The 24765-nt window shown below is 60.4% G+C and carries 25 protein-coding genes; 16 read left to right on the top strand and 9 right to left on the bottom strand.

Features of this window, described 5'->3' with window-relative positions; genetic code table 11:
* Nucleotides 1-61 precede the first annotated feature (61 nt).
* Complete coding sequence (locus tag C7436_RS12615) at nt 62-379, top strand: PA4642 family protein (protein WP_121208039.1); 318 nt, start codon at nt 62-64, stop codon at nt 377-379.
* Between the two features lie 30 nt (nt 380-409).
* On the opposite strand, the gene C7436_RS12620 is transcribed toward C7436_RS12615, so the two are convergent.
* On the bottom strand, nt 410-949 hold the full coding sequence (locus C7436_RS12620; protein WP_014420031.1) for a gamma carbonic anhydrase family protein: 540 nt from the start codon (nt 947-949) through the stop codon (nt 410-412).
* A 210-nt stretch (nt 950-1159) separates the two neighbouring features.
* On the opposite strand from C7436_RS12620, the gene prlC reads away from it, so the two are divergent.
* Both prlC and C7436_RS12630 read left to right on the top strand, forming a co-directional pair.
* Nucleotides 1160-3205, top strand: coding sequence for an oligopeptidase A (prlC, locus tag C7436_RS12625; protein ID WP_121208040.1), 2046 nt, complete (start codon nt 1160-1162; stop codon nt 3203-3205).
* Nucleotides 3206-3261: 56 nt separating this feature from the next.
* Entirely contained in the window at nt 3262-3513 is a 252-nt protein-coding gene (locus C7436_RS12630) for a YheV family putative zinc ribbon protein (protein ID WP_011783635.1), read from the top strand.
* A 58-nt stretch (nt 3514-3571) separates the two neighbouring features.
* Here C7436_RS12630 and C7436_RS12635 read toward each other — a convergent pair whose 3' ends face one another.
* Nucleotides 3572-4894 carry a Na+/H+ antiporter family protein gene (locus C7436_RS12635; protein ID WP_121208041.1) on the bottom strand — a complete coding sequence of 441 codons (1323 nt, stop codon included), beginning with the start codon at nt 4892-4894 and terminating at the stop codon, nt 3572-3574.
* Nucleotides 4895-5008: 114 nt separating this feature from the next.
* Nucleotides 5009-5239 carry a DUF1653 domain-containing protein gene (locus C7436_RS12640; RefSeq protein ID WP_011783637.1) on the bottom strand — a complete coding sequence of 77 codons (231 nt, stop codon included), beginning with the start codon at nt 5237-5239 and terminating at the stop codon, nt 5009-5011.
* Between the two features lie 160 nt (nt 5240-5399).
* Between C7436_RS12640 and C7436_RS12645 the strand changes: the two genes are divergently transcribed.
* Complete coding sequence (locus C7436_RS12645; RefSeq protein ID WP_228198135.1) at nt 5400-7196, top strand: sensor domain-containing diguanylate cyclase; 1797 nt, start codon at nt 5400-5402, stop codon at nt 7194-7196.
* A 2-nt stretch (nt 7197-7198) separates the two neighbouring features.
* Here C7436_RS12645 and C7436_RS12650 read toward each other — a convergent pair whose 3' ends face one another.
* The 3 genes from C7436_RS12650 to C7436_RS12660 all read right to left on the bottom strand — a co-directional run bounded on the left by C7436_RS12650 (nt 7199) and on the right by C7436_RS12660 (nt 9851).
* Nucleotides 7199-7585: a DoxX family protein gene (locus tag C7436_RS12650; protein WP_014420036.1), complete on the bottom strand. Its 387-nt coding sequence runs from the start codon at nt 7583-7585 to the stop codon at nt 7199-7201.
* A gap of 80 nt (nt 7586-7665) precedes the next feature.
* Nucleotides 7666-8313 (bottom strand): hypothetical protein, encoded by a 648-nt coding sequence (locus C7436_RS12655; protein ID WP_031211724.1) that lies wholly within the window; start codon nt 8311-8313, stop codon nt 7666-7668.
* Nucleotides 8314-8504: 191 nt separating this feature from the next.
* Nucleotides 8505-9851, bottom strand: coding sequence for an MATE family efflux transporter (locus tag C7436_RS12660; RefSeq protein ID WP_121208042.1), 1347 nt, complete (start codon nt 9849-9851; stop codon nt 8505-8507).
* Nucleotides 9852-10039: 188 nt separating this feature from the next.
* On the opposite strand from C7436_RS12660, the gene coxB reads away from it, so the two are divergent.
* From coxB to C7436_RS12680, 4 genes are read left to right on the top strand one after another with little or no spacing between them, the layout of a single operon-like run.
* Nucleotides 10040-11164 carry a cytochrome c oxidase subunit II gene (gene coxB / locus C7436_RS12665; protein ID WP_121208043.1) on the top strand — a complete coding sequence of 375 codons (1125 nt, stop codon included), beginning with the start codon at nt 10040-10042 and terminating at the stop codon, nt 11162-11164.
* 57 nt (nt 11165-11221) lie between these two features.
* Entirely contained in the window at nt 11222-12805 is a 1584-nt protein-coding gene (gene ctaD, locus C7436_RS12670) for a cytochrome c oxidase subunit I (RefSeq protein WP_011783643.1), read from the top strand.
* Nucleotides 12806-12818: 13 nt separating this feature from the next.
* Nucleotides 12819-13415 (top strand): cytochrome c oxidase assembly protein, encoded by a 597-nt coding sequence (locus C7436_RS12675; protein WP_121208044.1) that lies wholly within the window; start codon nt 12819-12821, stop codon nt 13413-13415.
* Between the two features lie 16 nt (nt 13416-13431).
* Nucleotides 13432-14319: a cytochrome c oxidase subunit 3 gene (locus C7436_RS12680; RefSeq protein ID WP_121208045.1), complete on the top strand. Its 888-nt coding sequence runs from the start codon at nt 13432-13434 to the stop codon at nt 14317-14319.
* A gap of 11 nt (nt 14320-14330) precedes the next feature.
* Here C7436_RS12680 and C7436_RS12685 read toward each other — a convergent pair whose 3' ends face one another.
* Nucleotides 14331-14534, bottom strand: a complete 204-nt coding sequence (locus C7436_RS12685; RefSeq protein WP_011783646.1) for a twin transmembrane helix small protein — start codon at nt 14532-14534, stop codon at nt 14331-14333.
* 97 nt (nt 14535-14631) lie between these two features.
* Between C7436_RS12685 and C7436_RS12690 the strand changes: the two genes are divergently transcribed.
* From C7436_RS12690 to hrpB, 7 genes are all read left to right on the top strand, one after another.
* Nucleotides 14632-15381: an SURF1 family protein gene (locus C7436_RS12690; RefSeq protein WP_121208046.1), complete on the top strand. Its 750-nt coding sequence runs from the start codon at nt 14632-14634 to the stop codon at nt 15379-15381.
* Complete coding sequence (locus C7436_RS12695) at nt 15362-16003, top strand: hypothetical protein (protein WP_121208047.1); 642 nt, start codon at nt 15362-15364, stop codon at nt 16001-16003. Before C7436_RS12690 ends, C7436_RS12695 begins: the two co-directional genes overlap by 20 nt.
* Nucleotides 16004-16018: 15 nt before the next feature.
* Entirely contained in the window at nt 16019-17125 is a 1107-nt protein-coding gene (locus C7436_RS12700) for a COX15/CtaA family protein (RefSeq protein WP_121208048.1), read from the top strand.
* Complete coding sequence (gene cyoE, locus C7436_RS12705) at nt 17122-18042, top strand: heme o synthase (RefSeq protein WP_014420047.1); 921 nt, start codon at nt 17122-17124, stop codon at nt 18040-18042. The genes C7436_RS12700 and cyoE overlap by 4 nt, the downstream gene beginning before the upstream one ends.
* Nucleotides 18043-18074: 32 nt before the next feature.
* Complete coding sequence (locus C7436_RS12710; RefSeq protein ID WP_011783651.1) at nt 18075-18731, top strand: SCO family protein; 657 nt, start codon at nt 18075-18077, stop codon at nt 18729-18731.
* Between the two features lie 82 nt (nt 18732-18813).
* Nucleotides 18814-20016, top strand: a complete 1203-nt coding sequence (locus C7436_RS12715) for a YbfB/YjiJ family MFS transporter (protein WP_121208049.1) — start codon at nt 18814-18816, stop codon at nt 20014-20016.
* Nucleotides 20017-20059: 43 nt separating this feature from the next.
* Entirely contained in the window at nt 20060-22534 is a 2475-nt protein-coding gene (gene hrpB, locus C7436_RS12720) for an ATP-dependent helicase HrpB (protein WP_121208050.1), read from the top strand.
* Here hrpB and C7436_RS12725 read toward each other — a convergent pair.
* On the bottom strand, nt 22488-23366 hold the full coding sequence (locus C7436_RS12725) for a translation initiation factor eIF-2B (RefSeq protein WP_121208051.1): 879 nt from the start codon (nt 23364-23366) through the stop codon (nt 22488-22490). The genes hrpB and C7436_RS12725 overlap by 47 nt on opposite strands.
* A gap of 54 nt (nt 23367-23420) precedes the next feature.
* A complete protein-coding gene (locus C7436_RS12730; RefSeq protein ID WP_121208052.1) occupies nt 23421-23786 on the bottom strand; it encodes a DUF6746 family protein in 366 nt (121 codons plus the stop codon).
* 153 nt (nt 23787-23939) lie between these two features.
* Here C7436_RS12730 and C7436_RS12735 point away from each other — a divergent pair, with 153 nt between their 5' ends.
* Entirely contained in the window at nt 23940-24758 is an 819-nt protein-coding gene (locus C7436_RS12735; protein ID WP_121208053.1) for an ATP-grasp domain-containing protein, read from the top strand.
* The last annotated feature ends 7 nt before the right edge of the window (nt 24759-24765 follow it).

Consider the following 24765-nt stretch of genomic DNA (forward strand, 5'->3'; position numbering starts at 1 on the left):
CTCTGCCCATTCAAAACCTTATACTGTGCGCCCTGAATTGCACACAGCAGGAGATGCCAGCATGAGCGGACCGGACAAACCGAAAGTCATTGGTGAGGAATGGAGTGACGAGCGGGTAAAGAGCTATCTCGACCTGACCCCCTGGGACCGAAGCATCAATGCCGATTACTTCGTGCTGAGTCGGGCTTATGAATCTATGCGGGCCGAAGACTTCGAGCGCTTTATCAGCTTCTTTGTTGAAGCCGGTCGTGACCTGAATGCTGAAGACGAACACGGAGCAACCATTCTGGATCGGGTCGCCCGCCACCGGCGTAGTGCAGAGTATGCCAGCGTCCTGGAAAACGCCGGCGCACAAAAAAAAGCAGCGGCCGGGAACTGATTCCCGGCAAGGCTGCCTTGCCGCTGCTTTTTATTCCGAGGGATTCAGGTATTCGTCTTTCAGTTTGACGTAGTTGGCGGCAGTGTATTTGAAGAACGTTTTTTCCTTGTCGCTCAGGGCCCGGGCCTGCTTGCACGGGGAGCCCACATACAGGTAACCGGATTCCAGGCGTTTGCCTGGCGGTACCAGGGTGCCGGCGCCGATAATGACTTCATCTTCCACCACGGCGCCGTCCATCACGGTACAGCCCATGCCGACCAGAACCCGGCTGCCAATGGTGCAGCCATGCAGCAGGGCTTTGTGGCCAACGGTCACGTCGTCGCCCAGGATCAGCGGCCAGCCGCCGGGGTTGTAGTCGCTGGCGTGGGTGATGTGCAGCACCGAGCCGTCCTGGATGCTGCAACGGTCGCCGATGCGGATCTTGTGCATGTCGCCTCGGATTACGGTCATGGGCCAGACCGAGCAATCCTCCCCCATTTGTACATCTCCGATGACCACGGCGCTGTCGTCTACCCAGGTGCGTTCGCCAAATTGTGGTGTGATACCCTTGTGAGTTCGTACATTCGCCATTACATATACCTTTTGATTGGACTCGAGTTGGGAGCAAGGAGTCTTTGGGAGGGGGCTTTCCAAAAAACGCTCCTGCGGCACATCCATGTGGCGCTTCTGCTCCGCCATCCATGGCTCCGCAAATTTTTGGAAAGCCCCCTCCCAAAGACTCCCCCAAGGATTGGAGTTGCCTGAAAGTAACTTAAACCTAGACAGCTGAGAAGGGGACCTATGAATAACCCGCTACTGACTGACGATCTGTTGCCGAAGTTCGGCCATATCCGTACCGAGCACATGGAAACGGCCATAGACCAGATTCTCAGCGAGAACCGGATGAAGATCCAGACGCTGGCCCAGCAGGAGGATCCCAGCTGGGAAACCCTGGCCCAGCCGATGCAGGAGCTGGAAAACAAGCTGAGCAACGCCTGGTCGGTGATCTCTCACCTGAACGGTGTGATGAACAACGATGACCTGCGCAAAGTGTATAAGAACTGTCTGGAAAAGCTGACCGAATATAGTACTGAAGTCAGCCAGAACAGTGCCCTGTGTGAGGCCTATAAAAAGCTGGCCGCCCGCGACGATTTCCGCAACCTGAGCGAATCCCAGCGCAAGTCCATCGACAACATCCTGCGGGATTTCCGGCTCGGTGGTGTGGATCTGCCTGAGGACAAGAAAAAGCGTTACGCGGAACTGTCCCGGGAGCTGGCGGAACTGTCCAACAAGTTCAGCGATAACGTGCTGGACGCCACCCAGCACTGGTACAAGCACATCACCGATGTGGATGAGCTGTCCGGCCTGCCGGAGACGGCCATTGAAGGCGCAAAGCAGGCTGCCCGGCAGAAGGAGCTGGACGGCTATGTGATTACCCTGGATTTCCCCAGTTTCTATCCGGTGATGACCTACGGCGACAACCGCAGCCTGCGCCGGGAAGTGTACGAGGCGTTTGTTACCCGGGCGTCAGATCAGGGCCCGGATGCCGCGAAGTGGGATAATACCCCGGTGATGGCTGAGATTCTCAAGCGTCGCCATGCCCTCGCCCAGTTGCTCGGATTTGACAACTACGCCGAGCGTTCGCTGGCCACCAAGATGGCCCGCAGTGTCGATGAGGTGATGGAGTTCCTGAATCAGTTGGCAGCCAAATCCAAGCCCCAGGCGGAGAAGGAGTTCGCCGAGCTGAAGGCATTTGTGAAAGACGAATACGGCGTCGAGGATCTTCAGGCCTGGGATGTGGGTTATTACAGCGAGAAGCTGCGCCAGAAGCGTTACGATATTTCCCCGGAAACCCTGCGCCCCTGGTTCCCGGTGGACAAGGTGGTACCGGGCCTGTTCCGGGTGGCAGAGAAGCTGTTTGATGTTCAGATCGAAGCCCATCCAGAGGTGGAAACCTGGCACGCAGATGCCCAAGCCTACTGTATCAGTCGCCACGGCGAGCCGATTGCCTGGTTCTACCTTGACCTCTATGCCCGCCAGGGCAAACGCGGTGGTGCCTGGATGGCGGACTGCCGGGTGCGCTGGCGCGATTTGCGCGGCCGGTTGCAGTTGCCAGTGGCGTTCCTGACCTGCAACTTCACGCCACCGGTGGACGGCAAGCCGGCATTGCTGACTCACGACGAAGTCACCACCCTGTTCCACGAATTCGGTCATGGTCTGCATCACATGCTGACCCAGGTCGAGGTGATGGATGTGTCGGGTATTAACGGTGTGGCCTGGGATGCGGTGGAGTTGCCCAGCCAGTTCCTGGAGAACTGGTGCTGGAATCCGGAGTCGCTGGCGCTGATTGCCAGTCACCATGAAACCGGAGAACCGCTGCCGGAAGATCTGCTGCAGAAACTGTTGGCGGCCAAGAACTTCCAGTCCGGGATGGCCATGGTGCGGCAGCTGGAGTTCTCGCTGTTCGATTTCCGGTTGCACGCGGAATTCAGCGAGCAGGCGCCGACCAATCCGCTCGACATGCACCGGACAGTGCGGGAAGAGATTGCCGTGGTTCAGGCGCCGGAGTTCAATCGTTTTCCGAATGCTTTCTCCCACATTTTCGCCGGCGGCTACGCGGCGGGCTATTACAGCTACAAGTGGGCGGAAGTGCTGGCGGCCGATGCGTTCTCGCTGTTTGAGGAGAATGGTATTTTTGATCCGGAAACCGGCAAGGCCTTCCTGCACAACATTCTGGAGAAAGGCGGCTCGCAGGAGCCCATGGAGCTGTTCAAGGCCTTCCGGGGCAGGGAGCCCGAAGTGGATGCCTTGCTGAAGCAGACCGGCATTACGGACGAAGCGGCCTGATACAAACACGCCCGGTGGTCGTACTGGCCATCGGGTGACTTATCTGGAGTTGAATTATGGCGAGTCCGAAACGCTTTATCGCCGGCGCTGTCTGTCCCCGTTGTGCGGAGATGGACAAGATCATGATGTTTACCGATGACCACGGTGAGCAGGTGCGCGAATGTGTGGCATGTGGGTTTACCGATGCCATGTCCGATCAGGAGCAGCCGGCGGCACCGGAGATCGAGACCCGGGTGAACAAGCGCGACAACAAGGACGATCACACGGTAAAACAGGTGGTGTTCTTCAAGTCCGGTTCAGAAGACTGATCCCCCGGCTTGCCTGGCCGTCTTCGGCCGGCGGCAAACCGAGGGCGTCGCCGGTGCCTCAGAGCACCATGGCGGCCAGCCAGCCGAAGGCCAGCAGTGGCAGGTTGTAGTGCAGGAACGTGGGCACCACGGTGTCCCAGATGTGGTTGTGCTGGCCATCCACATTCAGGCCGGCGGTGGGGCCGAGGGTGGAGTCTGATGCCGGAGAGCCGGCATCGCCCAGAGCACCCGCCGTGCCCACCAGGGCTACGATGGCCAGGGGGCTGAAGCCCAGTTGCAGCGCCAGTGGCACATACAGGGCGGCGATAATGGGGATGGTGGAGAATGATGACCCGATGCCCATGGTGATCAACAGGCCCACCACCAGCATCAGCAATGCTGCCAGCGCCTTGTTCTCGCCTATGGCGGCGACCGAACCTTCCACCAGAGTGGCGATTTCGCCGGTTTCCCGCATCACTTCCGCAAAGCCGTTGGCGGCAATCATGATGAAGCCGATCATGGCCAGCATTTTCATGCCTTCGGTGAACAGGTCGTCGGCTTCTTTCCACTTCACCACGCCAGAGACATTGAAAAGCACGAAGCCGGCCAGGGCGCCCAGGATCATGGAGCCCAGCCAGAGTTGCACCACGAACGCTACGGCAATGGCGACCAGCGCCATCACCAGCGTTCTGGGGCTGTATTTCACATCCACACGCTCGGTCTGTTCGATACGCTTGAGGTCATAGCCGCGACCGCCCCGGTAGCTGAAGAAGACCGCAACCAGCAGGCCAAGGAGCATGCCCAGTGCCGGCAGCGCCATGGCAGACATGACGTTCAGGTTGCTGGCATCAACGCCGTTGTCGGCCACATTGGCCAGCAGGATCTCGTTCAGATAGATACCGCCGAAGCCTACCGGCAGGAACATGTAAGGCGTGATCAGGCCGAAGGTCAGCACGCAGGCCACCAGCCGGCGGTCCATGTTCAACTTCGCCATCACGTACAGCAGTGGCGGCACGACCAGCGGAATGAAGGCGATGTGAATCGGCAGGATGTTCTGGGACGATACGGCAATGGCCAGCAGCAGACCGATGATCATGAACCGGATGCCGGTGGCAGCGCCCCCTTCATCCTGCCGGCCCACCATGGCCAGGGCCTTGTCGGCCAGGGCGTGGGCCAGCCCCGATTTTCCGATGGCGACGGCAAACGCGCCCAGGGTGGCATAGGACAAGGCCACGGTGGCACCACCGCCCAGGCCGATATTGAAGGCATTGATGGTATCTTCAAGGGACATGCCTGCCACCAGGCCACCGGAAATGGCGCCGATGATCAGGGCAACAACAACGTGAATGCGGCACAGGCTCAGTACGAGCATGATCAGTACCGCGGCAACTACGGCATTCATGGCAAACTCCGGATAGGAATCTAGGGAATACCGGCACCTTTTGGGCGCCGGCAGCACGAAAAGTGCGCTAATGTGCAGGAAATGGCCGCCGCAGTCAAAACGGTTGTGTAACCGTTACTCGTCCTCAACCCGCATGAAACGGGGAACCTGTTCGCCGGCCACATCGACGGTTTCCAGAAACATGGGGAGCGGGCGAACCCATAGACTATGGTCGCCGTACAGGCAGCGATAGACCACCAGCGGCTCTTCGGTTTCGCTGTGGCGGGCCACGCCGATCACGTCGTAGTCCTTGCCTTTGTAGTGCCGGTAGCGGCCGGGCTGAACCGTGTGTCTGCGTTCGGGCATGTCTTCCTCTCTGGTGGTAGCGGGGCTTTACCCCTTAATTTCGTCGGACTTGAGCCGGATATCCGTCTACACTGTTTGTGAAGCACGGTTGGTTATGGTGTTTCCCATCAGAACACAACAGTGTAGTTCAAGCACCCCGGGCCGGAAATTACAGACAAGAATGAACGGGCGCATTTCCCGCAGAACAGGCATATTCCTTACCTTGCTGCTGTGCTTGGCCTTCACTGCTGCCCATGCCGAGCCGGTATCCTTCCAATGGTTGTCGGTACCTCAGGGGGCCAGGGATGTCGAGGCGATCCGCGCCATCGGCCCTGACCAGTGGCAGACGGTTCCGGCCGGCCAGACCCTGAACCGGGGATTCAGTGACGACGAATTCTGGTTGCAGGTACGGGTACCGGCGCAACCCGTCAACCGGGTTCTGGAAGTGGGCTATCCCCTGCTCGATGAAGTGTCGGTGTATTGGGAACTGGATGGCCGGATTATCGAATCCCATCACACCGGGGACACCCGGCCGTTCGACAGCCGGCCGATTGTGCACCGCAATTTCGTCTTTCTGGTACCGTCCAATACCGAGCCGGTCACGGCCTGGATTCGTGTGCAGACCCAGGGCTCGGTTCAGGTTCCCGTCGCGGTAACCCCGTCCGCCGAATTTCTTGCCAACGAGCAGATTTCCTATGGCTGGCAGACCATGTTCCTGGGAATCGTGGTCGCCCTGGCCCTGTATAACCTGTTTCTGTTCCTGATTGTCCGCCACCAGACCTATCTCTGGTATGTGCTGACAGTTGTCTGTTCCGGTGCCGTGCAGCTCAACTTCAATGGCCTGCTGTTCCAGTGGTTCTGGCCTGACGTGCCGTGGATCAACCGTTACTTCACTGTGCCGGTGGTCAGTGCCGCGCTGATTGCGGCCATTGTTTTCACCATGAAATTCCTGTTGGTCAAGAGTTACTCGCGCTGGGGTTATCGGATTCTTCAGGCACTGCTGGCGGTCAACCTGTTGGGTCTGATCTATGGTTTCCTCGGTTCTTACCAGGTGGGCATTATCTGGATAAGCAATCTGGCTGCGTTCGCGACCCCGGTGGCCTGGCTGATTGGTATCAATGTCTGGCGCAGGGGCCAGATCCTGGGCGGCTTTTATGTACTTGCCTGGACGCCCTTGCTATTGGGGCACCTGGTGCTGGCAGTCAGCAAGCTGGGCTGGATTCCGCGCAGCCCGTTTACCGAACTGGCGCCCCAGGCCGGGGTGGCGGTTGAGGTGATCTTGCTGTCGTTTGCCCTGGCCTACCGGATCAACATGGAACGCCGGCGCCGGCAACAGGCCCAGGAGCATGCCCTGGACATACAGCGCCAGGCCAACCTGACCCTGGAATCCCGGGTTCGGGAACGCACCGAGGAGCTGGAGCAGGCAAACGAGCAGTTGCGGGCCATCAGTCTGACCGATGGCCTGACTCACGTCGCCAACCGGCGCCGGTTTGATGAGAAACTGGAAACCGAGTGGAACCGGGCGTTGCGTCACGAGCATGAACTGAGCCTGATTCTGCTGGATATTGACCACTTCAAGCAGGTGAACGACCGCTTCGGTCATCTGGTGGGGGACGATTGCCTGGTGGCGCTGGCCTCGATTCTGTCCGATGAAGTCCAGCGCTCTGGGGACCTGGTGGCTCGTTACGGCGGTGAGGAGTTCGCCATTCTGCTGCCCACCACGGATGTGGCCGGCGCGCAGCAGGTGGCGGAACGGATGCGGCTGTCGGTCGCCCGAACGCCGGTCAACAGCGGCGAGCATATGTCGCCGGTCAGCCTGACCATCAGTCTGGGTGTGGCGACACTGACCCCCAACCGGCAATCCGATTGTCAGGAACTGATTCGCCGCGCCGATGAGGCGCTCTACGCCGCCAAGTCTGATGGGCGCAACCGGGTGGTGGTCTGGCACCCGAAAGCGGTTGCGCCCACCACCGGCTGACCTCAGTTCTTGAGCTTGTACCGGCCCGGCCCCAGGAAAATCAGCGCCAGTGCGGTGAACAGGAAGAAGCCCTGAAGTTCCAGCGCCCAGCCGCCATTGCTGCTCAGGGTCAACAGCTGATGGCCATGCACCAGGGCGATGGCAACGATCATGTTGAAGACAATGATCAGGGCGCCAATCCGGGTCTGGTATCCGAGAATAACCATCAGCGGTGCAATGACTTCCCCGATATAGACGCCGTAGGCCAGGATCGTGGGCAGGCCATGGCTGGCCAGCTGGCCTTCGATAAAGCCAATGCCATTGAGCAGTTTGGCGATGCCGTGGAACAGCAGTAACCCGCCCAGTGTCAGCCGTACAATCAGTTTTCCAAGATCGGCATTATCCAGCACGTTTGGCCTCCTCAGTGTTGTTCGGGAGGGCAAGAATACTGGTTTTCCGGAGGCAATTCAGTGACGTGTTGTTATTAAACTCAGCACGACGGCCCGAGGGCGAAGCGGATGTGGTTCCGCTCCAGCAGGTTTTCCCAGTACTGTCGCATCCAGTCCCAGGCCTGGTTATTGACCTGGTCGATGAAGGGTTCCAGGTCCAGGTCGTAGTAATCCGGGGTGCCGGCAATCTGGAGTACGGTAACGGTAATGGCATCGTCCAGCTCATTGGCGAAGGGTTCACCAATGAGCTCGTGCACCAACAGGTTGGCCCGGGTGGCTTCCAGGTCAATCAGTTCGCTGGCGCGGGTAGAGCGGTTGTTATCGTGCATTTCTTCCATCAACCGGTGGCACAGGTAAGCGCGTATGAGCAGCCCGTCCAGGCCATCGTAGCGGACCAGCAGTACTGAGGGCTGGGTGAAGTAGCGGGTAGCGGCATCAATGAAGGGTTGGAACAGTTCGGTTATGCCGGCTTCCCGGGCACAGGCGTCAACACATTCCACCAGCCTGGGCGCCATCTCGATGTATTCCACCGCGAACTGGAACAGGGACGTTGCCGGTTGATAGCCATCCACCACCACCGAACCCGGCAGCCGGGCGGCTTTCTCTTTCATCTGGCGTAAGAAGGCGCCGGATCGTGCTTCCTGGCGCCTTGCCTGATCGATGATTTCAAGGACGGCCTGTGGTGTCATTTCAGGAGATGCCGAAGTCTGAACAATGTGAGGTCGCAAGGCGCCTCCCGTTCTATCAAGGAGTAACCGGAGGCAGGAAAGCAGGGGCTGGCTACCGCAACATGCCTGCCGTTTCTGACTAGTGTAGCCAAGATTTGTTGCCTTGCTGCCTGTACTGGCAAATTTAACGGTTACGGTGTGTATAGCAGGCTTCAGCGGGCATCAAACCACCGGTCCTCGCGGGTATAGCGCCAGCACAACCAGCCCATGCTTCCGGCTCGCGCCAGCATCAGCGTAATGAGCGCAAACCAGAGTCCGTGGTTGCCCCACCCGGTGGTCAGCCACCAGACCGGCAGAAACACAGCCAGCGCTGAAAACAGCATGGTGTTCTGCATTTCCCGGGTGCGGGTGGCGCCGATGAACACACCGTCAAGCAGAAAACCCCAGACCGAGGCAAATGGCAGCAGCCAGAGCCAGGGCAGGTATTGCCAGGCGGTAGTTCGCACCTCCTCCAGACCGGTCAGCAGGCTGATTAGCCAGCGACCGCCGAGCACGAACGCAACGGTCAGCAGCAACGCACCCCAGATCGACCAGCGCAGGGCGCTCAGGAAGACCATGCGGAACCGGTGCCGGCTGTTCTGGCCAATGGCCTCACCCACCAAAGCTTCGGCAGCATTGGCGAATCCGTCCAGGGCATTGGAAATCACCAGCAAAAAGGTGATCAGCACGGCGTTGGCGGCCAGGATGATATCCCCCTGCCGGGCACCCTGAGCGGTGAAAAACGCCAGTACCAGCAGCAGGGCAATGGTGCGAACCATGATGTAACGGTTCACCTGCAGAATGGTCAGGTAGTCTGCCAACTGTCCGAACAGCGCGCGGGTCAGTCGCTGGCCTTCGGGCATCCTCCGGAGCACGATGGCAAACCCGATCAGGGCAGCACCGTATTCCGCCATCACGGTGGCCATGGCCACGCCCCGGCTGTTCCAGCCCAGTACCGTAACGAAGAACACGTCCAGCACAATGTTGATGCCGTTGGCGATGATCAGCATCACCATGGGGCCGCGGGGGAACTGGGTGCCGATCAGCCAGCCCACCAGGGTGTACTGGCACAGCACCGCGGGCGCACTCCAGATACGGATGGCCGCGTATTCTGCGGCCAGAGCCGACACCTCAGGGCTGGGATTCATCAGCTCCAGACCGATCCGGATCAACGGTTGGTGGAACAGAATCAGTAACAGCCCGATGCCGATGGCCAGCAGGATTGAGCGTAATAGCAGCGCGACCTGAGCAAAGGCATCCCGTTTGCCCCAGGCCTGCGCCGCCAGACCGGTGGTGCCCATGCGCATGAAGCCGAAGGTCCAGTACAGAATGCTGAACAGGTTGGCGCCCACGGCGACCGCGCCCAGGAATTCCGGACTGTGCAGATGGCCGAGCACGGCGGTGTCCACCAGGCCCAGCAGGGGCACGGTGAGATTGGTCAGCATCAGTGGCCAGGCCAGTGCCCACAGGCGTCGGTCAATGATGCCGGGCGCACGCTGCTTATTCTTTATGCTTCTCAAAACTCTGCACTTATCTTATTTGGATTTAAGGATTTTTTAGTCTTTTTTTGATCTGTGTCTATACTCAATTTTGATGTATCCATAAGCAGGCTTTCACTCGGGGATTTCCGACGGTTGCGAGTGCCATCGGTAAATTTCTGAGGGATGACGCAAAATCCGACAAGAATAACACTCTGTGGAGACACAGTATGCGCGTGCATGCCAAGCGGGCAGTAGCCCTAGCCGCTGGTCTGTTGTCACCGGCTGTGGTCGTGGCCGACTGGACCATGAACATGACGCCCGGTGTAACCGGCACCAGTAATCAGATTTTCAGCCTTCACATGACCATTCTCTGGATCTGCGTCGCCATCGGTGTGGTGGTGTTCGGGGTCATGTTCTGGTCCATTTTCGCCCATCGCAAATCCCAGGGCGCGAAACCGGCCAATTTCCATGAGAACACGGTGGTCGAAATTCTCTGGACCATCATTCCGTTCGCCATTCTCGTGGCCATGGCCATTCCCGCCACGGCAACGCTGGTGGAGATGTACGACACCACCGAATCCGAAGTGGATATCAAGGTTACCGGCTATCAGTGGCGCTGGCAGTATGAGTATATCAATGAAGATTTTGGTTACTTCTCCAGCCTGTCCACACCCCGGGACCAGATCGAGAACCGCCAGGCCAAGGGTGAAAACTACCTCCTGGAAGTGGACAACCCGCTGGTGATCCCAGTCGGCAAGAAAGTGCGTTTTCTGTTGACCGCCAATGACGTAATCCACTCCTGGTGGGTGCCGGAGTTTGGCGTGAAGAAAGATGCCATCCCCGGTTTTATCAATGAAACCTGGACCCGGGTGGATGAGCCGGGCATTTACCGTGGCCAGTGCACCGAGCTGTGTGGCAAGGACCACGGCTTCATGCCGGTGGTGGTCGAGGCGGTGCCGGAAGAGGAATACAACGCCTGGGTGGCGGAGCAGCGCGAGGCAGCCGAGAAAGAACGCCAGCTGACCCAGAAAGACTGGACTCTGGAAGAATTGATGGCGCGTGGTGAGAAGGCTTATGCCACAGCCTGTGCGGCCTGCCACCAGGCGGATGGCAGCGGGGCCCCCCCGGCGTTCCCCGCGCTCAAGGATAGCCCGATTGCGACCGGAGATATGACGGCTCACATCGACATTGTGGTGAACGGCAAGTCCGGGACGGCGATGCAGGCGTTCGGCAACCAGCTGAGCGAAGTTGACCTGGCCGCGGTGATTACCTATGAGCGTAATGCCTGGGGTAACAACACCGGCGATATGGTCACGCCCAAGGAAATTTTTGATTACAAGAACCAGCAGTAATCAACGCCAGATAACAACAATCACCAGCCACATCAGAAGGCGGTAACGGGGGTTTTCATGAGTGCGGTTGCAGATACCCACAGCCAGGAACATCACCACGGCCCGGCCAAAGGCATCAGCCGCTGGCTGCTGACCACAAACCACAAAGACATCGGGTCCATGTACCTGATGTTCAGTTTTGCCATGTTCCTGCTCGGCGGCAGCATGGCCATGGTCATCCGGGCCGAACTGTTCCAGCCCGGCCTGCAGATTGTGCAGCCGGAGTTCTTTAACCAGATGACCACCATGCACGGTCTGATCATGGTGTTCGGGGCGGTCATGCCGGCTTTTGTCGGGTTAGCCAACTGGATGCTGCCCTTGATGATCGGCGCGCCGGACATGGCACTTCCGCGCATGAATAACTGGAGTTTCTGGCTGCTACCCTGCGCCTTCCTGATTCTGGTCTCCACCCTGTTCATGCAGGGCGGCGCCCCCAACTTCGGCTGGACCTTCTATGCGCCGCTGTCCACCACCTACGGGCCGCCCAGTACCACGTTCTTTATCTTTGCGGTGCATATCATGGGGGTGTCTTCGATCATGGGCGCCATCAACGTCATTGCCACCATTCTGAACATGCGGGCACCGGGCATGACCCTGATGAAAATGCCCCTGTTCGTCTGGACCTGGCTGATCACCGCGTTCCTGCTGATTGCGGTCATGCCGGTACTGGCCGGTGTGGTGACCATGATGCTGATGGACATCAACTTCGGTACCAGCTTCTTTGATGCCTCCGGTGGTGGCGATCCGGTGCTGTTCCAGCATGTGTTCTGGTTCTTCGGGCATCCGGAGGTGTACATCATGATCCTGCCGGCGTTCGGGGCCATCTCCCACATTGTTGCGGCCTTCTCCCGCAAGCCGCTGTTTGGCTATGCCTCCATGGTGTATGCGGTGGGTGCCATTGCCCTGTTGTCGTTCGTGGTCTGGGCGCACCATATGTTTACCGTGGGTATTCCACTGGCCGGGCAGTTGTTCTTCATGTACGCCACCATGCTGATTGCCGTGCCCACCGGGGTGAAGGTGTTCAACTGGGTCACCACCATGTTCCGGGGCTCCCTGAGTTTCGAGGCGCCCATGCTGTTTGCCGTGGCCTTTATCATTCTGTTCACTATCGGTGGTTTCTCCGGGCTGATGCTGGCCATCGCGCCTGCGGACTTCCAATACCACGATACCTACTTTGTGGTCGCGCATTTCCATTATGTGCTGGTGCCCGGTGCCATCTTCGGCATCTTCGCTTCCGCCTACTTCTGGCTGCCCAAGTGGACCGGCCACATGTACGACGAAACCCTGGCCAAGACCCACTTCTGGCTGTCGTTCATCGGCATGAACCTGGCTTTCTTCCCCATGCATTTCCTGGGGCTGGCGGGCATGCCCCGGCGGATTCCGGACTACGCGCTGCAGTTTGCTGACTTCAACATGGTATCGAGCATCGGGGCTTTTATGTTCGGCGTCAGTCAGTTGCTGTTCCTGTTCATCGTGGTGAAGTGTGTGCGAGGGGGCGAGAAGGCCGCCGCCAAACCCTGGGATGGTGCCGAAGGGCTGGAATGGACGGTGCCCTCGCCGGCGCCCTATCACACTTTCTCGACACCGCCGGAAGTGAAATAACCGGGAGGTCGCCATGGCAGAGCCACAACCGCAACACGGCAAACGCAGCAACGGTCGGGTGATTGCCTGGTGCATGGCCGGTGTGGTCGGTATGTTCGCCTTCGGCTTCGCCCTGGTGCCCCTGTACGACGTGTTCTGCGAAATCACCGGTATCAATGGCAAGACCGCCGGCCGGTACGAAGCGCAGGTCACCAACCAGGCGGATGCCAACCGCACCGTGACGGTCCAGTTCCTGGCCAGTAATGGCCCGGGTATGTCCTGGGAATTCCGGCCGGTGACCCGCAGCATCAAGGTGCATCCCGGTGAGCCGGTGACCGTCAATTTCTACGCCGAAAACGGCAGCGACCAGGCCATGGTCGGACAGGCAGTTCCCAGCCTGTCCCCGGCTGAGGGCACCCTGTACTTCCACAAGACCGAGTGTTTCTGTTTCAACCAGCAGCCCCTGGAAGCCGGCGAAAGCACAGAAATGCCTCTGGTGTTTATCGTGGATCCGGAACTGCCGGAACACATCACCAAGCTGACACTGTCCTACACCCTTTACGACCAGAGCCAGAAGGCCGAGGTATCGGGTGCCGCCGGGGCAGCAAAAACAACCAACAATAACGGCTAAGCCATCGGAGACAGCTATGGCGGATCACCAGACCTACTACGTTCCCGAACAGAGCAAGTGGCCCATTGTCGCCACCGTTGGCCTGGGGGTCACCCTGTATGGCGCGGCAGCCATCATGGTGAACGGCAACCAGGGTGAAAGCACCACCGGTTCCTGGATCATGTTCTGGATTGGCGCGCTGATCATGGCGTACATGCTGTTCGGCTGGTTCGGCAGCGTCATCCGCGAGAGCCGGGCCGGACTTTACAGCGACCAGATGGACCGCTCTTTCCGCTGGGGGATGAGCTGGTTCATTTTCTCGGAAGTCATGTTTTTTGCGGCTTTCTTCGGTGCGCTCTTCTACGTTCGGATGTTCGTGGTGCCCTGGCTGGGGGGCGAGGGTGATAAAGGCAGTAGCAACATGCTGTGGGAAGGCTTTCAGGCCAGTTGGCCTCTGGTCAGCAACCCCAACCCGGAGGCCTACCCGGGACCGAAGGAAGTGATCGGTCCCTGGGGCCTGCCGCTGATCAACACTATCCTGCTGGTAACCTCGTCGTTCACGGTAACCATTGCCCACCATGCCCTGAAAGCGGGTAACCGGGCCAAGGTGAAGCTGTGGCTGGGAGCCACCATTGCGCTGGCGGTGGTGTTCATGTTCGTTCAGGGCTACGAGTACATGCACGCCTATCAGGACCTGGACCTGACCCTGAAGTCCGGCATCTACGGCAGCACGTTCTTTATGTTAACGGGTTTCCACGGGGCCCACGTGATGCTGGGTACTTTGATGCTCGCCATCATGCTGGTCCGGATCATCAAGGGCCATTTCACCGCCGACAATCATTTCGGCTTTGAAGCGGCAGCCTGGTACTGGCATTTTGTGGATGTGGTCTGGCTGGGCCTGTTTGTGTTCGTGTATGTGCTCTGAGGCAGGTGAAGTCAGGGCGTCGGGTTCAGAGTGAGATCGCCGGTCCAGAGCGCGATCAGCACCACGGCCAGTAATAGCACGCTGAGCGAGACTCGCACCGCCAGTGAGTTCACCACACGGTTGGTTTTACCGCCGTCCCGAATCAGGAAAAACAGCCCGCTGAACAGGCTGATAATGACGGCGAACAGCAGTACGACAATGGCAAGTTTTAACATGAGGAATCCGGTTGTATCAGGTCCGCAGCCTGTTGAGCATTCTGGTGCCGGGAACAACGCCCCGGTTCGTTACTTCACTATAGCAGAGCGGCGCTAAGTGGGTTTCAGCTCCCGCCGCTGGCAGTTCGACTGGCGCCTGCTGGTCTTCAGCGGTGTCTTTCTGCCTCTGCTGATCAGTCTGGGTGTCTGGCAGCTGAACCGCGCCGCGGAAAAAACCAGTCTGCTGCAGACCTGGAATTCAGAAAGTGCCGGGCGGGACTGGCAGGATGTGGCGGCTGCAGATGGGTGGCAGGAGGGCCAACCGGTCACCCTGACCGGTTGGTACCGGGAGCAGACTTGGTTGCTGGACAATCGGACCCGGGACGGCCGCGCCGGTTACGAAGTGTTGACGCTTTTTGAGCCGCTCTCAGGCCCTTTGGTGGTGGTCAACCGGGGCTGGGTACCGGCACCGGCCAGCCGTGAACAACTGCCGGAAGTGCAGACGCCTGGGTCTCGGTTCACCCTTCAGGGCCGGCTGGCGGCCTATCCGGAACCGCCGGTTCTGGGAGAGGCGGAGCCCGATACACCCGGCTGGCCAAGACGGGTTCAGGCGTTGCCGGAAAGCCGTGTCCGGGCCTTGGGTAATACGCCGGCCCCGATGATTGTTCACCTGGCCGACAGCCAGCAGCCGGGTGCATACCAGGCGGACCGGGCGCCGGATGTGATGGGCCCGCAGACGCATTACGGATACGCCGCTCAGTGGTTTGCGCTGGCGGCAGCACTGACTATATTGACTCTGGTGGCGAGTTATAAAAAAAACAGCGAAAGACCCAAGGCAGGAGCCGACAATGACAACGACAACGGCTGACTCTCTCTCTCATTCTGATGGCCCGAGCCCGGCTCAGGTCAGGCGGGGCCGGCGCACCGCCATGCTGCTCTTTGCGGTGGGGTTCGGCCCCATGCTGGTGGCGACGGTCATGTTTTACACCGGCTGGCTTAACCCGGCCGGTCAGAGCAATCAGGGGCAGTTGGTGCAACCGCCGGTGCCGGTGGCAGAGCTGAATCTGCAAACCGCTGCGGGGAACCCCCTGCAGGCACGCTTTGGTGTTGATGTCGCCGACCCGAAATGGCTGATGCTGGTGGCTTCGGAACGTTGCACGGAAGACTGCGAGCAGCTGCTGTATCTGGCTCGCCAGGTTAACGTTGCGCTTGGCAAGAACGCGCCGCGTGTTGGTCGTGCCGCCTATCTGGGCACGGTACCGGCGGATCTGGAGCGGCGCTGGTCTGATGAGTACCAGTTGATGGAGCGCCTGCAACCGGCCGCTGGCAAGACACCGGCATGGCCCGCCGGGATCAACCCGGAGCAGCAACCGAGAATCCTGCTGATCGACCCGTTTGGCAATGTGATGATGCACTATGGCAGCGAACACACCGGCAAACAGCTGCTTAAAGATCTGAAGCACCTGCTGAAACTGTCACAGATTGGCTAACGGGAGGCCTGCGGTATGACGGCGATGTCTCCGGAGCAATCCCGGGCAACAGCGCAGAAACTGGCGTTCTGGGCTACCCTGGCCTGCTTGCTGGCAGTGGTGGTGATTATGCTCGGTGCCTGGACACGACTGGTTCACGCCGGCCTGGGATGCCCGGACTGGCCTGGCTGTTATGGCTTTCTGACCGTGCCCCAGGATGAAACCCGCATCGCCATTGCCAATGCCCGTTTCCCGGAGACCCCGGTGGATGTCTCCAAGGGCTGGCCCGAAATGATTCATCGCTACGCCGCCGGTACCCTGGGACTACTGGTATTCGGGCTGGCCATTGCCTCGGTGCGCAACCGCAGAGCGGGGCTTCCGGTCAAACTGCCGCTGTTCATTGCCGGCTTTATCGTGTTGCAGGCCGCGTTCGGCATGTGGACGGTTACCCTCAAGCTCTGGCCCCAGGTGGTGGCCCTGCATCTGCTGGGCGGATTTACCACCCTGAGCCTGTTGTTGTTGCTGACCCTGCGGCTCCGGCGGCGGGCACGTGAAAGTGAGGCGCCGCGACCGGCGATGGCGGCATCCCTGGCAAGACTCCGACCCTGGCTGTATGGCGGTTTGCTGCTGGTCATTGCCCAGATTGCCCTGGGGGCCTGGACGGCAGCCAACTACGCCGCCGTTGCCTGTACCGATCTGCCTACCTGTCAGGGTCAGTGGTGGCCCGAGGGCATGGATTTTCAGCATGGATTTGATATCACCCAACATGTTGGTCCCAACTATCTGGGCGGCCAGCTGACCAGCGATGGCCGGGTTGCTATTCACGTCAGCCATCGCCTGGGCGCGGTCCTTGTGTTGGGTTATCTGGCCATATTGCTGGGGCTGCTGTGGCGCCAGCGAGCCCAGAGCGGTCTCGACAGGGCCATCGCTCTGGTGGGCGGTGCCCTGGTGCTCCAGTTCTGTCTGGGGCTGACCAACGTCTGGCTGCACATTCCCCTGATCGTCGCCGTTGCCCATAACGCCATGGGCGCCGGCCTGTTACTGTCGATGGTGCACCTGATCTGGCGGCATCATCAGCTGGCCCTGCCAGCACTATCCCCCGCACCTCATACAACAACCATAAACCGGGAGGTTACGGCATGAGCGAGCAAGTGAAGGCGCTGCCGATCCAGAATTCAACGCATGCGAGCCCTATTTCCTGGCGCGATTACCTGGAACTGACCAAGCCCCGGGTAGTGGCATTGATGATTCTTACCTCGGTGATCGGCATGCTGCTGGCAGCACCAGGCGTTCCCGGATGGAGCGTGCTGCTGTTTGGCAACCTGGGTATCGCCCTGCTGGCCGGCGCGGCTGCGGTGGTGAACCACGTGGTGGATCAGAAGATTGATACCGTGATGGCCCGCACTCGCAAACGGCCGGTGGCGACTGGCCGGATTGCGCCGCTGGACGCCCTGCTGTTTGCTACCGTGCTGGCGGCTCTGGGTATGGTCGTGCTGGTGTGGCAGGTGAACGAGCTAACCGCCTGGCTGACGCTGGCCTCCCTGGTGGGTTACGCCGGTGTTTACACCCTGTTCCTGAAACGGGCGACGCCACAGAACATTGTCATCGGTGGGCTGGCCGGTGCCATGCCGCCACTGCTGGGCTGGACCGCGGTCACTGGCCAGGTGGAAGGCCACGCGCTGTTGCTGGTTCTGATCATCTTCGCCTGGACGCCACCGCATTTCTGGGCTCTGGCCATCCACCGCAAGGAGGAATACGCCAAGGCTGGTATTCCCATGCTGCCGGTGACCCACGGCAATCGTTACACCGAACTGCATATTCTGCTCTATACCCTGATGCTGCTGGCCGTCAGCCTGCTACCGTTTGTCACAGGCATGTCCGGCGGTATTTACCTGGTGGGCGCCCTGGCGCTAGGCTTGAGGTTCCTGCAATATGCTGTTCGCCTGCTGCGCGGCGACGACCGGCGGGTAGCGCTGAACACCTTCAAATATTCCATCACCTATCTGATGGCGTTGTTTGTGGTGTTGCTGGTAGATCATTTTGTCTTTGTCCCGGCCTGACTGGCCGGGGTTAAGCCTGGTTGGGAGACCCTATGGGGCGGTCGATTCGGATCACGTTGTTTGTTCTGTTGTTGCTGGTGGTGCTGGTGTTCGGCCTGACAGTGGGTCGGCAGGTCTTTCTGGTGGGGGGCGAACCGGCACCGGCGCCGGATCTCAGCCAGTACAACGCCTATGTCTACGACCAGCCACGGCCCCTGGTGGAGTTCTCTCTGACCAACGAGGAAGGAGAGACGGTCACCCGGGAAGATCTCCGGGGCCGGTGGACCTTCGTGTTTGTGGGCTATACCAATTGCCCGGACATCTGCCCCGCTGCCATGGCCAATCTGCGCCGTACCGACCAGTTGCTGTCCCCGGAATTACCCCAACCGGACTATCTGCTGGTCTCGGCAGACCCGGAGCACGATACCCCGGCGAAGCTGAAGGCCTATACCGATTTCTTTGGTGAGCATTTCCACGGCCTGACCGGCGATCTGGACACCCTGCGCCAGGTCGCCAAGAGCGTGAGCGCGGTGTTTGTGCACCGGCAGGTGAATGGCGAGTTGCTGGTGGACCACAGCGGGCATTTTGCCTTGCTCAATCCGGACGGCGACGTTCAGGCGCTGATCCAGCCACCCCACAAGCCGGAACAGCTGGCCGAAGCCTTTGAGCGTATCTACCAGTGGGCCAACGCCAATCGCCAGCCAGGCTGAGGCGAAGGTCTCACTGACAAGCATTGGTTAGTCACCTACACTACCCGGTTTCCGTTGATAACCTGACGACCGGGCCTATGCCATGACTTCTGCAAATACCCCCACCCCCAGGCAACTGTTTACGGTTCTGCTCGCCGGTAGCCTGGTGTTGCTGGTTGTCCACGGCCTTGGCCGATTCATCTACACCCCGTTGTTGCCCTACCTGGTGGCCGATAACCAGTTCAACGCGCCGGATGGAGCTGCGGTGGCCACCTGGAACTACCTCGGCTATCTCATGGGGGCAATGCTGGCCATCCGTTGGCACAGAATCGACCAGATCCGGCTGATGTTGCCTCTTTTCCTGGCGGTTCATGTGGTCACCACGCTGATCGTGACCCAGACCGACCAGCTGACGGTTATTTCTGTCACCCGCTGGCTGAACGGTGTGGCTAACGGCGTGGTATTCGTCCAGGCGCCAGCCCTGATTCTGGAGTGGCTGGTACTGCGCAACCGGGCCTCTCTCAGCGGTCTGGTCTATATCGGCGTTGGTGTAGGGCTGCTGGTGTCCAGCGGCCTCGTTACCGGAACCGCCAGTCTGCTGGAGGGCGCGGAGCGCTGGTGGCCGGCGGCCCTGTTGTCGATTCCCCTGGCCTGGTGGGGTGCCATGCAGTTACGGCAACTGGAGGTGCCGGTGCGCCAGCATGATGACGCCGGTAAGGCAGTGGTCAATACCCCGTTGCTGGATCGCGCCAGCATCCCGCTGTTTCTCTCCTATGCCGGGGCGGGCCTGGGCTACATCCTGCCCATGACCTTCTTGCCCCTGTTGGCAAAACTGGAACTGCCTGAGGGCCACGCCTTGCTGGACGGGACCTGGGTGATCGTCGCTCTGTTCACCATCCCGGCGCCCTGGCTGTGGAACAAACTGGGGGCCCTGATGGGAGACTTGCCCGCCCTTCGCCTGAATTTTCTGATTCAGCTGGCCGGTGTACTGGCCACCGTGGTCTGGCCTGGCGCCTTGGGCTTGGTGTTGTGTGCCGCCCTGGTCGGCAGCACCTTTCTGGGCACGGTATTGCTGACCCAGCGCATCGGGCGCGCGCTGCATCCGCATCAGGGCCCGCGCCTGTCGGCAGCGATGGTGGCACTGTATGGCTTTACCCAGATGGTCGGCCCCTGGCTGACCAAACAGTGGCTGGATGCGGGAGGCACCCTGGTGTCGGCTTTCGGCATCGGGGTGGCAGCACTGGCGTTTGGCCTGGTATTCGCGTTCTTCGTGCCCCGGCCTGAAGCCTGGCATGCCCGCTCCTGAGGCATGGTAAACTGCGGCCACATTCCGGCAAGCACCCCGTACCATGCTCCCGATTGATGGCATCCTCCCAGAACTGACCCGCACACTGGCAAAGACCACCACCGCTTTGCTCCAGGCGCCGCCCGGCGCGGGTAAAACCACCCGGGTACCGTTGGCCCTGCTGGATGCGCCCTGGCGCGATGGCCGCAAAATCCTGATGCTCGAACCCCGCCGACTGGCGGCCCGGTCGGCAGCGCGGTATATGGCCCGGCAACTGGGAGAGGCGCCCGGGCAGACGGTGGGCTATCGCACCCGACTGGATACCAGGGTCTCCGGCACCACCCGGATCGAAGTCGTGACCGAGGGTATACTCACCCGCCTGATCCAGACCGACCCCATGCTGGAAGACTATGCCGCTGTTCTGTTTGACGAATTCCATGAGCGTTCCCTGCAGGCCGATCTGGGGCTGGCACTGGTGCGAGAGAGCCAGCAGGCCCTGCGAGAAGACCTGCGCCTTCTGGTGATGTCCGCGACACTGGATACCGCGCCCATTGCCAAGGTGCTGGGGGACGTGCCGGTGATTTCCAGTGAAGGCCGGGCGTTTCCGGTGGATGTCCTTTATCGGCCCTTGTCCCGCAATGCCCGGATGGTGGATCACGTAACGGCGGTGGTGCTGGAGGTCCTGGGAGACCAGGCTGGCTCGGTGCTGGTGTTCCTGCCCGGGGCCGGTGAAATTCGCCGGGTGGCGCAACAGCTGGCCGGACAACTGCCGGCAAACGTGGTGCTGGCAACCTTGTACGGCAACCTCAAGGCTGAAGAACAGGACCGGGCCATCGCACCGGCCCCGGACGGTGCTCGCAAGGTGGTCCTGGCCACTGCCATTGCCGAGACCAGCCTGACCATTGAAGGCGTGCGGGTAGTGGTTGATGCCGGCCAGCAGCGTCGGACCGTGTTTGATCCCAACAGTGGCATGACTCGCCTGGTCACCAGCCGGGTGTCCAAAGCCTCTGCCGAGCAGCGTAAAGGCCGGGCAGGACGGGTCGAACCGGGCGTGTGCTACCGGTTATGGAGCGAGTCGGAGCAGTTCGGCCTGGCTGACTTCACGCCAGCGGAGATTCAGGAGGCGGACCTGGCACCGCTGGTACTGGAGCTGGCCCAGTGGGGGGCTCGTTCACCGGATCAGGTGGCCTGGATTGATGCGCCGCCGCAAGCCCACTGGCAGCAGGCGGTGGATTTATTGCAGTGGCTGGATTTGCTGGATGCTGACGGTGCTATTACCGATCACGGCAAGTCCGCCCGGGATCTGGGGCTGCATCCCCGTTTGGCCCATATGGTTGTCCGGGGGCGGGCTCTGGGGTTTGGCCAGCTCGCCGCGGAACTGGCGGCACTACTGGAAGAGCGTGACCTGCTGGGGCCCGGCTCCGGCGCCGATTTGCACGAACGGGTTCGGATTGTTCGGGGAGAACGGGCACCCCATGGCCTGGATTCGGCCCGGTTGCAGGCGGTGCGGCAGGCGGCGAAACGGTTGTGCCGGGAACCTGCGTCTGGGAACGTGCCCGCCGCAACCGAGGTGGGGCGGGTGCTGGCTCAGGCCTATCCGGACCGCATTGCCCGTCGCCGTTCGGGCGAGGCACCGCGCTACCAGCTCAGCAATGGCAAGGGGGCGAGCCTGCGGGAACATGATCCGCTGGCCCGGGAGAATTGGCTGGTGGCCGCGGACCTGGACGGTAAGGCCCGGGAGGCGACGATTTATCTGGCGGCGCCAGTGGATCTGGGGGATCTGGAGCAGGACCTGGCTGCGCACATACAAGAACGGGAAGAAGCCCTCTGGGACGACAAGCGGGGCACAGTGGTGGCGCGTCACGTACGCAAGCTTGGCGCACTGATACTGGCGGAAAAGCCGTTGCAACAGGTGGCCCCCGAACTGATCCAGCAGGGTTTGCTGGATGCCGTCCGTCGCAAAGGACTGGATCGGCTGCCCTGGAACGAGGCCGCCCGCCAGTGGCAGGCCCGGGTGCAGTTACTGGCCACACAGTTCCCCGGTCACTGGCCGGATGTGACGGATTCTGCCCTGCTGGCCGGTGTGGAAAGCTGGTTGGCGCCGTTTATGGCCGGCATGCAGCGGTGGTCGGATCTGGCCCGGCTTGATCTGACATCCGCCCTGAACAGCCTGCTCGATTATCCACAGCAACAAGAACTGGATGAACTGGCTCCGAAAGCTCTGGCCATCCCCACCGGCCAGAAGGTGACGCTGGATTACACGGCCGACAACGGCCCGGTGCTAGCTGCCAAGCTGCAGGCCCTGTTTGGCTGGACTGAAACACCGACGGTGGCGGGCGGCCGGGTGCCCGTGGTAACCCACCTCCTGTCCCCGGCCCAGCGCCCGCTGGCCGTCACGGCAGATCTCGCCAGCTTCTGGCAGAACGCCTATCCACAGGTACGAAAAGAACTCCGGGGCCGCTACCCGAAACACCCCTGGCCGGAAGATCCGCTTACGGCCCAGGCTCAGCAGGGAACGAAAAAACGCCCTGCTCGCTGATTCGTCCACTGATCAGCTGCACCGGAACAGGCTCAAAATAGAGGTTGCGAACGGTAATGTGCTGGCCGGCCGGTGCACCGAGTTGGTTCGCCGCCATTTCTTCCAGTGTGACTTCATCGTGTGGCGCCGTGCTGTCCTTGAAGCTGTCTGCCAGCACCCAGAGCGGTTTTGCCTCGGCCCTGGCCAGCAAGGCCAGCGGATAACTGCCCGCCTTGTTGAGAAAGTGGCCATCGGCCAGCCAGGTGTCACAGCCGCACAGCACCAGGTCCGCCTTCGGAACGAACAGCCCCATCTGGGCATCGGTGATCACCGTCACCCGAACGCCCAGTTCATCCAGTTCCCGGGCCAGGGTAAAGCCCTCGTTGCCTGGGCTGCTCTGGGTGCAGATTACCGAGAAGTTGCGGCCCTGCTGTACCAGTAAACGGAACAGCGCCAGCACCTGGGAGCTACGGCTGTGCGTGAAAATTCTGGCCTGCTCGGAAACACGTGTCGTCGCGAATTCCGCCACACGCCGGTTGGCGGAGGCGATCTGTTCCAGAACCGAGTCCACCACGGGCAGCGCCTGTTCAGCCGTCGAAGCACCGTTCTGGCTGCCCACCAGGCCCTGGCGCACCCGTTCAATGGCGTTGGCCAGCGGCACCATGCTGGGACGGGCTTTGGCAAGGTCGGTCAGTAGTTGTTCGAGTGCGTCCGTAGAGACTCCACCCGCGGCCAGCCATTGGCGCACCAGCGTCAGCGCTCTGGTTGCCAGCTGGGCGGCACCGGATTGGGTGTCAGCGCGTACGGTTTCGATAATATTGCAGGCCCGGGAATCGGGTTCAGGGGTGCCCATGGCAGGCTCCGGTAAGTCAGCGAGTGATTACCGGAGCTTAGCAGCCCGTGGCCGTTACCGGATGATGGACCGGCTCTTTTCCAGATACACCGCGCCTTGCTCTTTCACGGTATCCGGGGCTGCGTGCTCGGAAGCCTTGTGTACTTTCTCCAGCCGCTCGGCAATGTCTTCCAGCTCATGGTCCAGTTTGCCCAGGGCATTTTCCAGAGTGTAGGTGAGCTGATGGACTTCGCTCATCGCCTCTGGTGTCAGATCACCGGCCAACACCTGCTCAAGCCGGTTGTTGTACTCGGAGAAATTGGCCACCGCCTGTTCCAGGGTTTTCGAGGGTTCGCCTTTGTAGTGATCGTACTCATCATCGGCGAAGGCCGGAAGGGTGAACAGCAGGCTGGCAGCGGCCAGCATCAGGTGTTTTGTCATGGTCAGTTCCTCATTAGTGACAACTAATGCGAATTATTGTCAGTATCATTAGCTGTAACCATGAGATCGGTCAATTTACGCATAAAATAACCCTTGCCAGGGTTCCAAAGCTGGATAAAATGCAGCCAATTTTCACTCTGTGCGGCTGTCACCATGCACCTTGTCTCATTCAACGTGTTCCGTACCCTTGGCTTCCCCGACACCACTGTACTGAAGCCCGAGCATTTCCTGCGCCACAAGCCGCTACTGCAGGAGGCGGACTGGGTGCTGTTCCCGGAATACTGGCAGATCAACGCCCTGGTGCATGGCTTGAAGTGCCGGGTGTTCCCCAGTATCGCCAGTTATCGCATTGGTCACGATAAAGTGGAAATGACCCGCGCCTTTCAGGCCGTGGCGCCGGAACACACACCCTGGACCTTGATTGAAGCCAATGGTCCACAGGAACGCGACATGCTGTGGGACACCATGGCCCTGCCTTTCGTGGCCAAACTACCCAAGGCCAGCATGGGCGAAGGTGTGTGGTTGATCGAGTCCCGGGCCGACTGGCTTAAGTATTGTGATCGCACAGATGTTCTCTACGTGCAGGAATACCTTCCGATTGACCGGGATGTGCGGGTGGTTGTGGTGGGTGATCGAGTGGTGACCGCCTACTGGCGTACCCAGGCGGAGCAGGGGTTCTACAACAACGTCGCCAGGGGTGGCCAGATTGTGACTGGCGATGTGCCAGCGGCGGCTACCGATCTGGCCCTGCGCCTGGCCCGGGAGCTGGAAGTAGACCATGCCGGCTTTGATATCGCCCTGGTGGAAGGCTATCCCTATGTGCTGGAATTCAACCGCCTGTTCGGCAATCAGGGCCTGGGTCAGGGCAGTGATCTGAAAGACGCCATCCTGGATTATCTGCAGCGCCAGAGTCGGCCCCAGGACCCGGATGGTCCCACCGAACCAACGCCGCTGTGGCCAATTGCGGTCTGAGGCAGAG

The sequence above is a fragment of the Marinobacter nauticus genome, assembly GCF_003634635.1.
GTDB lineage: Bacteria > Pseudomonadota > Gammaproteobacteria > Pseudomonadales > Oleiphilaceae > Marinobacter > Marinobacter nauticus.

Excerpts from the sequence above, each read along its gene's own strand:
- C7436_RS12615 (WP_121208039.1), top strand. The coding sequence starts at position 62 with ATGAGCGGACCGGACAAACCGAAAGTCATTGGTGAGGAATGGAGTGAC.
- C7436_RS12620 (WP_014420031.1), bottom strand. The coding sequence starts at position 949 with ATGGCGAATGTACGAACTCACAAGGGTATCACACCACAATTTGGCGAA.
- prlC (WP_121208040.1), top strand. The coding sequence starts at position 1,160 with ATGAATAACCCGCTACTGACTGACGATCTGTTGCCGAAGTTCGGCCAT.
- C7436_RS12630 (WP_011783635.1), top strand. The coding sequence starts at position 3,262 with ATGGCGAGTCCGAAACGCTTTATCGCCGGCGCTGTCTGTCCCCGTTGT.
- C7436_RS12635 (WP_121208041.1), bottom strand. The coding sequence starts at position 4,894 with ATGAATGCCGTAGTTGCCGCGGTACTGATCATGCTCGTACTGAGCCTG.
- C7436_RS12640 (WP_011783637.1), bottom strand. The coding sequence starts at position 5,239 with ATGCCCGAACGCAGACACACGGTTCAGCCCGGCCGCTACCGGCACTAC.
- C7436_RS12645 (WP_228198135.1), top strand. The coding sequence starts at position 5,400 with ATGAACGGGCGCATTTCCCGCAGAACAGGCATATTCCTTACCTTGCTG.
- C7436_RS12655 (WP_031211724.1), bottom strand. The coding sequence starts at position 8,313 with ATGACACCACAGGCCGTCCTTGAAATCATCGATCAGGCAAGGCGCCAG.
- coxB (WP_121208043.1), top strand. The coding sequence starts at position 10,040 with ATGCGCGTGCATGCCAAGCGGGCAGTAGCCCTAGCCGCTGGTCTGTTG.
- ctaD (WP_011783643.1), top strand. The coding sequence starts at position 11,222 with ATGAGTGCGGTTGCAGATACCCACAGCCAGGAACATCACCACGGCCCG.
- C7436_RS12675 (WP_121208044.1), top strand. The coding sequence starts at position 12,819 with ATGGCAGAGCCACAACCGCAACACGGCAAACGCAGCAACGGTCGGGTG.
- C7436_RS12680 (WP_121208045.1), top strand. The coding sequence starts at position 13,432 with ATGGCGGATCACCAGACCTACTACGTTCCCGAACAGAGCAAGTGGCCC.
- C7436_RS12685 (WP_011783646.1), bottom strand. The coding sequence starts at position 14,534 with ATGTTAAAACTTGCCATTGTCGTACTGCTGTTCGCCGTCATTATCAGC.
- C7436_RS12695 (WP_121208047.1), top strand. The coding sequence starts at position 15,362 with ATGACAACGACAACGGCTGACTCTCTCTCTCATTCTGATGGCCCGAGC.
- C7436_RS12700 (WP_121208048.1), top strand. The coding sequence starts at position 16,019 with ATGACGGCGATGTCTCCGGAGCAATCCCGGGCAACAGCGCAGAAACTG.
- cyoE (WP_014420047.1), top strand. The coding sequence starts at position 17,122 with ATGAGCGAGCAAGTGAAGGCGCTGCCGATCCAGAATTCAACGCATGCG.
- C7436_RS12710 (WP_011783651.1), top strand. The coding sequence starts at position 18,075 with ATGGGGCGGTCGATTCGGATCACGTTGTTTGTTCTGTTGTTGCTGGTG.
- C7436_RS12715 (WP_121208049.1), top strand. The coding sequence starts at position 18,814 with ATGACTTCTGCAAATACCCCCACCCCCAGGCAACTGTTTACGGTTCTG.
- hrpB (WP_121208050.1), top strand. The coding sequence starts at position 20,060 with ATGCTCCCGATTGATGGCATCCTCCCAGAACTGACCCGCACACTGGCA.
- C7436_RS12725 (WP_121208051.1), bottom strand. The coding sequence starts at position 23,366 with ATGGGCACCCCTGAACCCGATTCCCGGGCCTGCAATATTATCGAAACC.
- C7436_RS12730 (WP_121208052.1), bottom strand. The coding sequence starts at position 23,786 with ATGACAAAACACCTGATGCTGGCCGCTGCCAGCCTGCTGTTCACCCTT.
- C7436_RS12735 (WP_121208053.1), top strand. The coding sequence starts at position 23,940 with ATGCACCTTGTCTCATTCAACGTGTTCCGTACCCTTGGCTTCCCCGAC.